The sequence below is a fragment of the Terrabacter koreensis genome (assembly GCF_054783315.1).
The window spans coordinates 1126348-1139291 of the sequence record NZ_BAAGQU010000004.1 but is presented as its reverse complement, the minus strand read 5'-3'; the positions used below and the strand labels follow the sequence as shown (position 1 = coordinate 1139291).

12 protein-coding genes are annotated in these 12944 nt (G+C 71.6%); 5 read left to right on the top strand and 7 right to left on the bottom strand.

The window, feature by feature from the left end; genetic code table 11:
* Positions 1 to 51: 51 nt before the first annotated feature.
* Entirely contained in the window at positions 52 to 1635 is a 1584-nt protein-coding gene (serA, locus tag ACYVNR_RS08045; RefSeq protein ID WP_461047693.1) for a phosphoglycerate dehydrogenase, read from the bottom strand.
* 258 nt (positions 1636 to 1893) lie between these two features.
* Between serA and ACYVNR_RS08040 the strand changes: the two genes are divergently transcribed.
* Positions 1894 to 2658, top strand: a complete 765-nt coding sequence (locus tag ACYVNR_RS08040) for an SDR family oxidoreductase (RefSeq protein WP_461047692.1) — start codon at positions 1894 to 1896, stop codon at positions 2656 to 2658.
* 81 nt (positions 2659 to 2739) lie between these two features.
* On the opposite strand, the gene ilvC is transcribed toward ACYVNR_RS08040, so the two are convergent.
* The 3 genes from ilvC to ACYVNR_RS08025 are packed head-to-tail and all read right to left on the bottom strand — an operon-like array spanning position 2740 to position 6202.
* Positions 2740 to 3768 (bottom strand): ketol-acid reductoisomerase, encoded by a 1029-nt coding sequence (ilvC, locus tag ACYVNR_RS08035; RefSeq protein WP_045191602.1) that lies wholly within the window; start codon positions 3766 to 3768, stop codon positions 2740 to 2742.
* Between the two features lie 56 nt (positions 3769 to 3824).
* Positions 3825 to 4337 carry an acetolactate synthase small subunit gene (gene ilvN, locus ACYVNR_RS08030; protein WP_458798321.1) on the bottom strand — a complete coding sequence of 171 codons (513 nt, stop codon included), beginning with the start codon at positions 4335 to 4337 and terminating at the stop codon, positions 3825 to 3827.
* Positions 4338 to 4339: 2 nt separating this feature from the next.
* On the bottom strand, positions 4340 to 6202 hold the full coding sequence (locus ACYVNR_RS08025) for an acetolactate synthase large subunit (RefSeq protein WP_458798322.1): 1863 nt from the start codon (positions 6200 to 6202) through the stop codon (positions 4340 to 4342).
* Positions 6203 to 6547: 345 nt separating this feature from the next.
* On the opposite strand from ACYVNR_RS08025, the gene ACYVNR_RS08020 reads away from it, so the two are divergent.
* The 3 genes from ACYVNR_RS08020 to ACYVNR_RS08010 are packed head-to-tail and all read left to right on the top strand — an operon-like array spanning position 6548 to position 8649.
* Positions 6548 to 7222: a GNAT family N-acetyltransferase gene (locus ACYVNR_RS08020; protein ID WP_461047691.1), complete on the top strand. Its 675-nt coding sequence runs from the start codon at positions 6548 to 6550 to the stop codon at positions 7220 to 7222.
* Positions 7219 to 8196 (top strand): GNAT family N-acetyltransferase, encoded by a 978-nt coding sequence (locus ACYVNR_RS08015; protein WP_461047690.1) that lies wholly within the window; start codon positions 7219 to 7221, stop codon positions 8194 to 8196. The genes ACYVNR_RS08020 and ACYVNR_RS08015 overlap by 4 nt, the downstream gene beginning before the upstream one ends.
* A gap of 12 nt (positions 8197 to 8208) precedes the next feature.
* Positions 8209 to 8649 carry an SRPBCC family protein gene (locus tag ACYVNR_RS08010; RefSeq protein ID WP_461047689.1) on the top strand — a complete coding sequence of 147 codons (441 nt, stop codon included), beginning with the start codon at positions 8209 to 8211 and terminating at the stop codon, positions 8647 to 8649.
* Here the strand turns inward: ACYVNR_RS08010 and ACYVNR_RS08005 are convergent.
* Positions 8646 to 9470, bottom strand: coding sequence for a phytanoyl-CoA dioxygenase family protein (locus tag ACYVNR_RS08005; RefSeq protein ID WP_461047687.1), 825 nt, complete (start codon positions 9468 to 9470; stop codon positions 8646 to 8648). The two genes, ACYVNR_RS08010 and ACYVNR_RS08005, sit on opposite strands and share 4 nt — an antisense overlap.
* 126 nt (positions 9471 to 9596) lie before the next feature.
* Between ACYVNR_RS08005 and ACYVNR_RS08000 the strand changes: the two genes are divergently transcribed.
* Positions 9597 to 10505 carry a helix-turn-helix transcriptional regulator gene (locus ACYVNR_RS08000; RefSeq protein WP_461047685.1) on the top strand — a complete coding sequence of 303 codons (909 nt, stop codon included), beginning with the start codon at positions 9597 to 9599 and terminating at the stop codon, positions 10503 to 10505.
* 85 nt (positions 10506 to 10590) lie between these two features.
* On the opposite strand, the gene ilvD is transcribed toward ACYVNR_RS08000, so the two are convergent.
* Together ilvD and ACYVNR_RS07990 are read right to left on the bottom strand one after the other, a co-directional pair.
* Positions 10591 to 12291, bottom strand: a complete 1701-nt coding sequence (gene ilvD, locus ACYVNR_RS07995) for a dihydroxy-acid dehydratase (RefSeq protein ID WP_461047683.1) — start codon at positions 12289 to 12291, stop codon at positions 10591 to 10593.
* Between the two features lie 70 nt (positions 12292 to 12361).
* The gene (locus ACYVNR_RS07990) at positions 12362 to 12895 is read right to left on the bottom strand and encodes a SixA phosphatase family protein (RefSeq protein ID WP_045191594.1); all 534 of its coding nucleotides are present in this window, start codon (positions 12893 to 12895) and stop codon (positions 12362 to 12364) included.
* Positions 12896 to 12944: the final 49 nt, after the last annotated feature.

Here is a 12944-nt window from a genome sequence, read left to right as displayed (position 1 = left end):
GGCCGAAAGACCTCACCCGCAAGACCTCACCTCGGTGCGGGCGGAGGCACGTCAGTCCTGCAGGTCGACGACCGAGAACGTCTTGGCCTCCACCACGTCGGACAGCTCGGCCGCCAGCGATGGGGGCACGGCGCTGTCGACGTTGAGGACACCGATCGCGCGGTCGTGCTGGCGCGAGACCTGCATGCCACCGATGTTGATGTCGGCGTCGCCGAGGATGCGACCGATGTTGCCGATGACGCCGGGGCGGTCGGAGTACTCGAAGACGAGCATGTGCTCGGTGAGCGGCACTTCGAGGTCGTAGCCGTTGACGCCGACGAGCTTCTCCACCATCTTCGGGCCGGTGAGAGTGCCGGAGACCGAGACGACGGTGCCGTCGGCAAGCGTGCCGCGCAGGGTCGTGACGTTGCGGAAGTCCCCCGAGTCGGGGTCGGTCACGAGGCGCACCACGCATCCCCGCTGCTCGGCGAACACCGGGGCGTTGACATAGGTCACGGGGTCCTCGACGACGTCGGTGAACAGGCCCTTGAGCGCGACCAGCTTCCACACGTTGACGTCGTGCTCGGTGATCTCGCCGCGCACGTCGACGTCGAGCTGGGTCGGGACGCTGCCCGCGACCGCGGTGAACATCCGCCCGAGCTTCTCGACGAGCGGGATGCCGGGGCGCACCTCCTCGGCGATGAAGCCGCTGCTCACGTTGACGGCGTCCGGCACGAGCTCGCCGCCGAGCGCCAGGCGCACCGACCGCGCGACCGCGATGCCGGCCTTCTCCTGGGCCTCCTCGGTCGAGGCCCCCAGGTGGGGCGTGACGACGACCGACTCGTGCTCGAACAGCGGCGACTCGGTGGTCGGCTCGGTGGCGAAGACGTCGATGCCGGCACCCGCGACGCGCCCCTCGGCGATGGCACGGGCGAGGGCGGCCTCGTCGACGATGCCGCCGCGGGCGGCGTTGACGATGCGCACCGTCGGCTTGACCTTCGCCAGCGCCTCCTCGCCGATGAGGCCCAGGGTCTCGGGCGTCTTGGGCAGGTGGATCGTGATGAAGTCGGACTGGGCCAGCAGCTCGTCGAGGCCGACGAGGTGGGCCCCGAGCTGCCCGGCCTTCGCCGGTGATGCGTAGGGGTCGTAGGCCACGATCCTCATGCCGAAACCCTTGAGCCGCTCGGCCACGAGGGCCCCGATGCGGCCGAGGCCGACGACGCCGACGGTCTTGTCGAGCAGCTCGACGCCGGAGTACTTGCTGCGCTTCCAGGCGCCGGCCTTGAGCGACTGGTTCGCCGGGGCGATGTTGCGGGCGGTGGCGAGGAGCAGGCCCACCGCCAGCTCGGCGGCCGAGGTGATGTTCGAGGTCGGCGCGTTGACGACCATGACGCCGGCCCGCGTCGCCGCCGGCACGTCCACGTTGTCGAGGCCGACCCCCGCGCGTGCGATGACCTTGAGCCGCCTGGCAGAAGCGATGGCCTCGGCGTCCATCCTCGTCGCCGAGCGGATCAGGACGGCGTCGACGTCGACGAGGGCAGGGAGCAGCGCGTCGCGGTCGGCCCCGTCGACGGAACGCACCTCGAAGTCGGGGCCCAGGGCCTCGATGGTCGCCGGCGACAGCTCTTCTGCGATGAGGACAACGGGCTTGCTCACAGGAGGTTCCCTTTCCGAGGCGGAGCGGCGGGGGTGCCGTGGAGGGCAAGGGCCGGGTCCGTCGCCGTCGCGGGCCGTCGCGGGCCGTTTACGGCACCGCGGCGTGCCGTCGGCGAGTCTAGGGGCTGGCGTGTCGCAAATCACGGACCGTAACCACAATGTGAACGACGCCGTGGCCACCGTCGCACGTCTTGGCCACTGGACGCCCGGTCCCGTATGCCGGGACGCCGGCCACGCGCGCGGGCTACCGTGGGTGCCGTGCGAGTCGTCGTGACGGGTGGAGCGGGAGACCTCGGAGCCCGTGTCGTGGAGCAGGTCCGCCAGCGGGGCCACGAGGCCGTGCCCGTGAGCCGCCGCACCGGCGTCGACCTCAGCAGCGGGGCGGGGCTCGACGCGGCGCTCCGGGGAGCCGACGTCGTCGTGCACTGCGCCGACGACACCTCGGCGGGTGATGCCGTGACGGTCTACGGAACCCGGCGCCTCGCGGATGCCGCTGCGGAGGGCGGACTGCACCTCGTGCACATTTCGATCGTCGGCATCGACGAGGTCCCGATGCGCTACTACCAGCGCAAGCTCCGGGCCGAGCAGTCCATCGCTGCCGCCGGAGGACCCGACACCGTGCTGCGTGCGACCCAGTTCCACTCTCTCACAGCGTTCTTCGCGCGGGTGCTGACGTTCGGGCCCGTCGCGCTCACCTTCGGGGACCTGGCCTTCCAGCCGGTCGACACCGACCACGTGGCCACGCGCCTGACCGACCTGGCCCTCGGCGCCCGCCCTCCGGCATACGCGCGTGCGGCCGACCTGGCGGGTCCCGACGTCCTCACGGTCGGGGAGCTCGCAACGCTCGTGCGCGCCCACCGCGGCGCGTCGGCGCCCCGAGTCGTCCACCTGCCCGCGGTGGGACCGGTGCTGAAGGCGATGGCGCGCGGCGGCAACCTGCCGGCGGCATCGGCCGCTCGGACGGGTGGGCGCACCTTCGCGGCCTGGCTCGCCGAGCAGCCTGCGAGGCTCACCGGGCGCTGAGCGCCCTCCGCGCCCCCACGCACGGCGACGGCCGGCCACCCCACGAACGGGTGACCGGCCGCCGAGCCGTGCGGGTGAGGGTCAGCGCGCGGCCGAGCCCTCCGTGTAGTCCGAGTCGGTCTGCTTGACCCACGCCATCAGCTTGCGCAGCTCGCGACCGGTGGCCTCGATGGGGTGCTGGGCGCCCTTCTCGCGCAGGGCCTTGAACTCCGGGGCGCCGGCGTCCTGGTCGTCGATGAAGCGCTTGGCGAACGCGCCGTTCTGGATGTCGCCCAGGACGGCCTTCATGTTCTCCTTGACGTGCGGGTCGATGACGCGCGGCCCCGACACGTAGTCGCCGTACTCGGCAGTGTCGGACACCGACCAGCGCTGCTTCGCGATGCCGCCCTCGATCATGAGGTCGACGATGAGCTTGAGCTCGTGCAGGCACTCGAAGTAGGCGACCTCGGGCTGGTAGCCGGCCTCGACGAGGGTCTCGAAGCCGTACATGACGAGCTGGCTCGCGCCGCCGCAGAGCACCGCCTGCTCGCCGAACAGGTCGGTCTCGGTCTCCTCGGTGAACGTCGTCTTGATGCCGCCGGCGCGCAGGCCGCCGATCGCCTTGCCGTAGGCCTTGGCGAGGTCCCACGCGGTGCCGGACGCATCCTGCTCGACGGCGAGGAGCACGGGCACCCCACGGCCGTCGGCGAACTCGCGGCGCACGATGTGACCGGGCCCCTTGGGGGCCACCATGAGCACGTCGGCGTCGGCCTCGGGCTTGATGTAGCCGAAGCGGATGTTGAAGCCGTGCCCGAAGAGCAGGGCGGCGCCGTCCTTGAGGTTCGGCTGGATGTCGTTCGCGTACACGGTCCGCTGCACCTGGTCGGGCGTGAGGATGACGACGAGGTCGGCCTCCTTGACGGCGTCGGCGACCGAGGACACGGCGAGTCCCTCGGCCTCGGCCTTCGCCCTGCTCTTGCTGCCCTCGGCGAGGCCGACGCGCACGTCGACCCCGGAGTCGCGAAGGTTGAGCGCGTGGGCGTGGCCCTGGCTGCCGTAGCCGATGACGGCGACCTTCTTGCCCTGGATGATCGACAGGTCGGCGTCGTCGTCGTAGAACATCTCGGCCATGGTGGCCTTCTCCTTCTGCTGGGTGTGCGGTGCGGTGTGCTGGTGGGTCTGGGGGGTCAGGCGCTGCGCAGGCTGCGGTCGGTGATCGAGCGCGAGCCGCGTCCGACGGCGACCATGCCCGACTGGACGAGCTCCTTGATGCCGAACGGCTCGAGGACGTCGAGCAGGGCGCGGAGCTTGTCGGAGTTGCCGGTCGCCTCGACGACGACGGCGTCGGTGGTCACGTCCACGACCTTGGCCTTGAACAGCTGGATCGTGTCGATGACCTGGCTGCGGGTCGCCGCGTCGGCGCGGACCTTGACGAGGACGATCTCGCGCTGGACCGACGCATGCGGGTCGAGCTCGACGACCTTGAGCACCTCGATCAGCTTGTTGAGCTGCTTCGTCACCTGCTCGAGGGCGGCTCCCTCGACCTCGACGACGACCGTGATGCGCGAGATCTCGGGCAGCTCGGTGGGGCCGACCGCGAGCGAGTTGATGTTGAAGCCCCGGCGCGAGAAGAGCGCCGCCACGCGGGTCAGGACGCCCGGCTTGTCCTCGACGAGCACCGACAGGGTGTGCTTGCTCATGCTCAGTCCTCCCGCTCCCAGACCGGCGCCTCGTGGCGGGCGGCCTGGATCATGTCGTTGCTGACGCCCGCCGGGACCATGGGCCACACCATGGCGTCGCGGTGGACGATGAAGTCGATGACGACCGGTCGGTCGTTGGTCTCGAGCGCCTGCTTGATGACGGCGTCGACCTCCTCGGGCGTCTCGGCGCGCAGGCCGAGGCAGCCGTAGGCGTCCGCGAGCTTGACGAAGTCGGGCACCCGCTGCTCGGTCGGCTGCAGGTTGGTGTTGGAGTAGCGCTCGTTGTAAAAGAGCGTCTGCCACTGCCGCACCATGCCGAGCGAGCTGTTGTTGATGATCGCGACCTTGATCGGGATGTTGTTGACGACGCAGGTGGCGAGCTCCTGGTTGGTCATCTGGAAGCAGCCGTCGCCGTCGATGGCCCAGACGGTGCGCTCGGGCTCGGCGACCTTGGCGCCCATGGCCGCCGGCACCGAGAAGCCCATGGTGCCGAGGCCTCCCGAGTTGATCCACGCGTTGGGGCGCTCGTACTGCACGAACTGCGCGGCCCACATCTGGTGCTGCCCGACACCCGCGACATAGGTCGCCTCGGGCCCGGAGAGCGCACCGATGCGCTCGATCACGTACTGCGGCGAGAGGGTGCCGTCCTCGCTCTCGGTCCACCCGAGCGGGAAGGTCGCCTTCCACTCGGCGACGCGCTCGCGCCAGGCCGTGTAGTCCCACGAGCCGCTCTCGGCGGTGGCGCGGTCGAGGGTGACCTGCTCGATGAGGTCCTTGATGACCTCGCCGGCGTCGCCCACGATGGGCACGTCGGCGACGCGGTTCTTCGAGATCTCGGCGGGGTCGATGTCGGCATGGATCACCTTGGCGTCAGGGGCGAAGGTCGACAGCTGACCGGTCACCCGGTCGTCGAAGCGCGCGCCCAGCGCGATGATCAGGTCGGACTTCTGCAGACCGGTCACGGCGGCGACGGTGCCGTGCATGCCGGGCATGCCGAGGTTGAGCGGGTTGCTGTCGGGCACCGTGCCACGCGCCATGAGCGTCGTGACGACCGGGATCTGCGTCAGCTCGACGAGCCGGCGCAGCGCCTCGCTGGCGCCCGAGCGCACGACGCCGCCACCGACGTAGAGGACCGGCCGCTTGGCGGCCGCCATGAGACGGGACGCCTCGCGGATCTGCTTGCCGTGCGGGCGCAGCACGGGCCGGTAGCCGGGCAGGTCGATCTGCGGGGGCCAGCTGAATGTCGTGCGGGACTGGAGCGCGTCCTTGCTGATGTCGACGAGCACGGGGCCCGGACGGCCGGTGCTCGCGACGTGGAAGGCCTCCGCGATCGCCTGCGGGATCTTCGCGGGGTCGGTGACGAGATAGTTGTGCTTGGTGATCGGCATCGTGATGCCGCGGATGTCGGCCTCCTGGAACGCGTCGGTGCCGATGGCGGCGCTCGCGACCTGACCGGTGATCGCGACGACCGGGACGGAGTCCATGTGGGCGTCGGCGAGCGGCGTCACGAGGTTGGTCGCACCGGGACCGGACGTCGCCATGCAGACACCGACCTTGCCGGTGGCCGCCGCATAGCCCTCGGCCGCGTGACCGGCGCCCTGCTCGTGGCGCACGAGGATGTGCCGGACCTTCTTCGAGTCGAGCATCGGGTCGTAAGCCGGGAGGATCGCACCGCCCGGGATGCCGAAGACCGTGTCGCAGCCGATGGCCTCGAGGGAGAGTACGAGCGCCTGTGCCCCGGTGACCTCGAGAGCCTGGACGGCCGCCGGTGCCGGCTCGACCGGCTTGCCGTCGGCGGCGGGTCGGGGACGGGCCAGGGAGGCCACGTCAGCGGGCGAGGGCGCCTGCTTGGTCGTGTCGCTCACGATCTCTTCCTTGTCTCGAGCACTCGTCGTCCTGCGGATGTCCTGCTGTCTCGGGCTGACTCCAGCCACAAAAAAACCCTTCGGTCCCGTGGGGGGACGGAAGGGGGCGCGCTGACCGGTGGGGCTGGTCGGCGCGCTAGGGAAGTACGAGGAGTCGGGCCACGTGACAACCGTCCTACGCGGCCCCAGTGGTGTCAATCGACGGTCACCCGCGTCTCAGGATGTGGCATCGTGATCTCACCCACTGTCAGTCGCGCACGCGCCGACTCTTCGTTGCACCACCGCGCGCCGCCACGACCGAAAGTCGGTTGTCGCGCCAGGACCCGCGTCGCGACACTGGCCCGCATGACCAGCACCGTCGACGACCACTTCCCCGCCCTCGCCGTACGCGTCGTCGCCGGAGCGATCGAGCTGCGCGGGATCGGCGACGACGACCTCGCGGCCCTGGCCGACCTCGCCGCACGTGGCATCCACCCGGCCGACCGGATGCCCTTCTACCACCCCTGGACGGACGCTGAGCCCGAGGTGCTGCGCACCCGGTTCGTCCAGTACCACTGGCGCTGCCGGGCCGACTTCTCCCCCGAGCGGTGGGAGCTCAACCTCGGCGTCTGGCACGAGGGGACGCTCGTGGGCACGCAGGGCATCTCGGCCCGTGACTACGTCGTGACCCGCACGGCCGAGACCGGGTCGTGGCTCGGCCTCGAGCACCAGGGCAAAGGCATCGGCACCGCGATGCGCCAGGCGATCTGCGCCTTCGCCTTCGACCACCTCGGGGCGGAGGAGATCACCTCCGGCGCCTTCACCGACAACCCCGCGTCGCTCGCGGTCAGCCGCAAGGTCGGCTACCGCCCCGATGGGCTCACGCGGCTCCAGCGCCGCGACGGCGAGCTCGCCGTGAACCAACGGCTCGTCCTGCGCCCCGACGACCTCGTCCGTGGCGACCATCCCATCACCGTCGAGGGCGTGCCGGCCCTGCGCCGCCTCCTCGGCCTCGACGCGCCCGACAAGGAGACGGCATGACCACCCCTGCGCCCACCGCCACGAGCAACGCCCCCGTCCCGCTCGTGCTGCCCAGCGGATCGGACGGGCTGACCGTGCGGCCGCTCGGGCAGGACGACGCCGCCGCGGTCGCCACCCTGATGGGGGCCTGCGAGCAGCACGACGTCGGAGAGGTCCTCATCGAGGAGGCCGACATCGTCGGCGACTGGCAGCGCCCCGCCTTCGACCTCGCCACCCAGACCGTCGGCGTGCTCGACGGCGACCGCCTCGTCGCGTACGCAGAGGTCTACAAGGCGCGCTGGGCGCACGGTGCCGTCGACCCGGCATACCGCGGCCGTGGCATCGGGACCGCGCTTTCGCGCTGGACCCGGGCCGTCGGCGCACGCGAGGGCGGCACCGTCGTCGGGCAGCCCGCGCCCGGGGACTCCGCAGGCGAGCGGCTCTTCGCCGCCCTCGGCTACCGCAACCTCTGGACGTCGTGGGTGCTCGAGATGCCCGCCGGGCAGACGATCGAGGCGCAGCCGACACCCGAGGCGTACGCGATCCGCGAGCCGCGCGACCAGGGCGACCTCGAGGCCGCATGGACGGTGAACGAGGACGCCTTCCTCGAGTGGTCCGACCGCGAGCGCTCGAGCTTCGAGGAGTGGGCCGCCACGGTCGTCAACCGTCCGGGCTACGAGCCGTGGCAGCTGCGCCTCATCGTCGATCCGGCCGGCGAAGTCGTCGGCATGGCGTTCGTCATCGTGTCCAACGGCTGCGCGTACGTCGACAAGCTCGCCGTCCGCCGCGACCAGCGCGGCCGCGGCCTCGCGCGGGCCCTGCTCGTCGACGCCTTCGAGGTCGGGCGCGCGCACGGCGGTGACCGGTCCGAGCTGTCGACCGACTCACGCACCGGGGCGCTCGGGCTCTACGAGAAGGTCGGCATGCAGGTGACCTCCGTGTGGCGGCACTGGGCGGCCGACGTCGTCGCCGGGTCCGACCCGGCCCAGGTCTGAGGAGGGGTGGCGGTGGAGCAGCACATCACGTTCGACGTCGCCGCGCCGGCAAGCCGCGTGTGGGAGATCCTGAGCGACCCCGAGCGCTGGCCCGAGTGGACGTCATCGGTGCGTAGCGTCAGGCTCGACGGCGGGGCCCTGCAGATCGGGGCGAAGGCCACCATCGACCAGCCACGCATCCCGACGGTGCCGTGGACGGTCACGTCGCTGTCGCCCGGACGGTCGTTCACGTGGGAGTCCGGTGGGCGCGCCGCGCACACCGTGGCACACCACGTCGTCGAACCGCTGGGCGCCGACGGGTGCCGGGTGACGCTGTCGGTGACCCAGTCGGGCGTCGTGGGGTCGGTCGTCGGACGGCTCTACCGGGGTCTGACCGACCGCTACCTCGCGATGGAGGCGGCCGGGCTCACGGGGCGGGCCGAGTCCGGCTGGCAGCCGCCACCGGCCGGCTAGCCGACGTCACCCACCACAGGGTTGGTCGGTGAAGCCGCGGTGTCTCCCGGCGCGAGGCCGGGGAGCCACGACGTGAGGTCGTTCTCCTGCGCGCCGTTCGCGGGCTCGAGCACCGGGAGGCCATCGGCGAACCAGATCACCGTCATCACCTCGCGCATCTCGCTCGAGGTGTTGCCGAGCGCCTTGTGCACCGTCCAGCCGGAGTGGAACGACGCGTCGCCGGCCCGCATGGCCACGGGCTCGTCGACGGCGAGGCCCCGCCGCGGCACGAGCCGGTCGAAGTGGTGCTCGGACGCGTCGGAGATGCCGATGTCGCTGAGCGGACCGTCGACGTGGCTCCCCCGCGCGAACGCCAGCCCGCCGTGCACCGGTGTGATGTCGACGAGCGGCATCCACATCGTCAGGCACCTCGACCCGTCGAGCGGCCAGTACATCGCGTCCTGGTGCCACGGCGTGCGGCCGCCGCCGGGCTCCTTGAAGAGGGCCTGGTCGTGGTAGAGCCGCACCCGCGGCACGCCGAGCAGCCGCGCCGCGACGTCGGCGAAGCGCGGCGCCAGGACGAACCTGGCCACGTCGGGGTCGTGGCGCCAGAGGTTCATCACCTGAAGGAACGCCATCCCGTAGCTGTCGCGCTCGGCGAGCGGACGCGACTCGGTGCTGAGTCGCTCCACCGCCGAGGCGATCGGCCGCCGGTACGCCGCGGCCTCCTCGGCGCTCGCCACTCCCGAGAGCCGGACGAAGCCGTCCGCGCGGAAGGCGGCCACGTGGTCCTGGGTCACGGGGTATGCCGTGGCGAGCGCGGGAAGTGTGTCGATGGTCATCGGGACGGCCGCCTTCGTGGATCGTGAACGACCGGAGGGGTCGTCGGTTCTGCCACTTCACCAGACCCGCGGAGAGGCCACCCCGGACGTCGTGGTTTCAGGGGTACGTTCTGGTTTGATGACGTGATGGACAGCAACCGTGCGCCGGTCGGCGCCACGCCGACGGCGCGGCCTGCCGCTCCCCTGCCGCCCGGGCGTCTCGGCCGCGTGCTGGTGGCGGCGCGCATCGTCGCGGGCCGGGGCCTCGCGCCCGGCACGACTCGGCGACACCCGACCTGGGGGCTCACCTTCCTCACCGCCGGTGCCGGCCGCTACCGCGATGCGCACCACGACGAGCCCCTGGCCGCAGGCTCGCTCGTCGTCGTCCATCCCGGGCACCCGCACTGGTACGGCGCCGACCGTGGCGGCTGGGACGAGCACTTCGTCGTCTTCGAGGGACCCGTGTTCGACCTGGCCGCGAGCCGCGGCGCCCTCTCCCCCGGGCAGCCGCTCGTGCACGGTCTGCCGGTGCGCCGGTGGGCGGCACGGTTCGCGGCCTTCGACCGGCCGCGGCCACGCACGCCCGACGGCACCGACGCCGAGGCGGTCGCGCTGCTCGCGGCCCTGCTCGAGGCACGCGACACGTCGACCCGTGCCTCCGACCGCGGCACGCGCGGGGCGTCCCCATCGGGTGCCGGCTGGCTCGCACGCTCGACCGATCGGCTCGAGGGGGACCTGACCGAGCCGCTCGACCTGCGTGCCGTGGCGGCCGAGGTCGGGATGCCGTACGAGACGTGGCGTCGCCGGTTCCGGGCCGAGACCGGCACGAGTCCGTGGGCGCACCGGTCGGCCCGCCGGCTCGACGCCGCGACCGACCTGCTCGTGCACACCGGGCTCGGGGTCCGGGACATCGCCGCGGCAACCGGTTTCAGTGACGAGCGGCACCTCATCCGGCGCTTCCGAGAGGCGATGGGACAGACACCCCGCGCCTACCGGGACGCCGACAAGGCCGCTTCCGCGGACCGACGGACCGCTAGCAACGCTCCCGCGCTGTAGCGCCCGCGCTCACCGTTCGCCGGAGACGGCGGTCGTGGCGGTCCGTCGGTTCGCCGCGGCGCTCGGGCACACGGCATACGCCCGCTCAGCCGCAGACGGCCCCGCCGCTCGCGCTGCCGACGAGCTTGCGGTACTTCGCGAGCACGCCGCGGGTGTACTTCGGCTCCGGGTGGGTGACGCCCTCGGCACGACGGCGCGCCATCTCGTCGTCGTCGACGAGCAGGTCGAGCGAGCCGCTCGCCACGTCGAGGCGGATCGTGTCGCCGTCGCGCACGAAGGCGATCGGCCCCTCGTCGACGGCCTCGGGAGCCACGTGCCCGACGCAGAGGCCGGTGGTGCCACCCGAGAAGCGGCCGTCGGTGAGGAGCAGGACGTCCTTGCCGAGCCCGGCGCCCTTGATGGCACCCGTGACGGCGAGCATCTCGCGCATGCCGGGCCCGCCCTTCGGTCCCTCGTAGCGGATGACGACGACGTCGTTCTTCTTCAGCGAACCGTCCTCGACGGCGTCCATCGCGGCGCGCTCGCCGTCGAAGACGCGTGCGGTGCCCTCGAAGACCGACTCGTCGAAGCCGGCCGACTTCACGACCGCACCCTCGGGCGCGAGCGAACCGGTGAGGATCGTCAGGCCACCCGTCTTGTGGATCGGGGTCGCCATCTCGCGGATGACACGGCCGTCGATGTGGGGCGGGTTGAGCTCCTCGAGGTTCTCGGCCATGGTCTTGCCGGTCACCGTGAGGCAGTCGCCGTCGAGCAGGCCGGCCTCGAGCAGCGTCTTCATGACGACGGGGATGCCGCCGATGTGGTCGATGTCCTTCATGACGAAGCTGCCGAAGGGCTTGACGTCGGCCAGGTGCGGCACCTTGGCGCCGATGCGACGGAAGTCCTCGATCGTGAGGTCCACCTCGGCCTCGTGGGCGATGGCGAGCAGGTGGAGCACGGCGTTCGTCGAGCCGCCGAACGCCATGACGACGGCGATGGCGTTCTCGAAGGCCGGCTTGGTCATGATGTCGCGCGCGGTGATGCCGCGGCGCAGCAGCTCGACGACGGCCTCGCCCGACTTGCGGGCGTACATGTCGCGGCGGCGGTCGGTGGCGGGCGGCGCGGCCGAGCCCGGGATCGACATGCCGATCGCCTCGGCCACGGCGGCCATGGTGTTGGCCGTGTAGAAGCCGCCGCACGCGCCCTCACCCGGGCAGATGGCGCGCTCGATCGCGTCGACGTCCTCGCGCGACATGAGGCCGGCGTTGCACGCCCCGACGGCCTCGAAGGCGTCGATGATCGTGACCTCCTTCTCGGTGCCGTCGCTCAGCTTGGCGACGCCGGGGAGGATCGTGCCGGCATACAGGAAGACCGATGCGAGGTCGAGGCGCGCGGCCGCCATGAGCATGCCGGGCAGGGACTTGTCGCAACCGGCGAGCAGGACTGAGCCGTCGAGCCGCTCGGCGTTCATGACGGTCTCGACCGAGTCGGCGATGATCTCGCGCGACACGAGGCTGAAGTGCATGCCCTCGTGGCCCATGGAGATGCCGTCGGACACCGAGATGGTGCCGAACTCGAGGGGATAGCCCCCACCGGCGTGCACGCCGTCCTTGACGGCCTTGGCCAGCCGGTCGAGCGACAGGTTGCACGGGGTGATCTCGTTCCACGAGCTCGCGACACCGATCTGTGGCTTGGCGAAGTCGTCGTCGCCGAGGCCTACCGCCCTGAGCATCCCCCGTGCCGCGGTCTTCTCGAGACCGTCGGTGACGTCGCGGCTGCGGGGCTTGATGTCAGGCGTCTGCGTCATGCCAGCAGCATAGGACCGTGTCCGCTGGGTGGACACCGCATCTCACAGCCTGATCGTCGGCGGCGAACGCTCAGTCGTCGTGCCCACGGCTGACGTGGAAGCGCGTCAGGGCGCACGAGCCGAAGTCGATGTCGGCCCACTCGCCGGCATACCGGAGGACCGCCATGCCGCTCGTCACGAAACCCTCGCCGAGGGCGTCGTGGGCCTCGCGCGACCCCTCCCCGTCGGTGAGCAGGCTGGTCAGCTGCGCCATCGTCGGGTTGTGCCCGACGACCAGCACCGTCGTCGTCTCGCCGGCGTCCTCGCGCACCGTCTCGAGGGTCTGCTCGGAGCCGCCGAGGTAGACGCTGCGGCGGTACTCGACGAACTCGGTGTGGGCGCCGCCGTGGCAGGCCTCCTCCCACGTCTGCCGGGTGCGCTGCGCGGTGGAGCAGATGACGAGGTCGGGCACGAGCCCCTGCTCGTGCAGCCACCGGCCAGCGGCCTTGGCGTCGCGGCGACCCCGCGCCGCGAGCTCGCGGTCGTGGTCGGCCTTGCCGAGCCCCTCCTCGGCCTTGGCGTGGCGCATGAGGATGAGGGTCTTCTCTCTCGAGGCGCTGCTCATACGTCTAGAGCATGCTCCGCGTCGGCCCGCTTGTCAGCCCGGAGGGCGG

Coding starts and splice junctions, on each gene's coding strand:
- ilvC (WP_045191602.1), bottom strand. CDS start 3,768: ATGGCCGAGATGTTCTACGACGACGACGCCGACCTGTCGATCATCCAG.
- ilvN (WP_458798321.1), bottom strand. CDS start 4,337: ATGAGCAAGCACACCCTGTCGGTGCTCGTCGAGGACAAGCCGGGCGTC.
- ACYVNR_RS08020 (WP_461047691.1), top strand. CDS start 6,548: ATGACCAGCACCGTCGACGACCACTTCCCCGCCCTCGCCGTACGCGTC.
- ACYVNR_RS08015 (WP_461047690.1), top strand. CDS start 7,219: ATGACCACCCCTGCGCCCACCGCCACGAGCAACGCCCCCGTCCCGCTC.
- ACYVNR_RS08005 (WP_461047687.1), bottom strand. CDS start 9,470: ATGACCATCGACACACTTCCCGCGCTCGCCACGGCATACCCCGTGACC.
- ACYVNR_RS08000 (WP_461047685.1), top strand. CDS start 9,597: ATGGACAGCAACCGTGCGCCGGTCGGCGCCACGCCGACGGCGCGGCCT.
- ilvD (WP_461047683.1), bottom strand. CDS start 12,291: ATGACGCAGACGCCTGACATCAAGCCCCGCAGCCGCGACGTCACCGAC.
- ACYVNR_RS07990 (WP_045191594.1), bottom strand. CDS start 12,895: ATGAGCAGCGCCTCGAGAGAGAAGACCCTCATCCTCATGCGCCACGCC.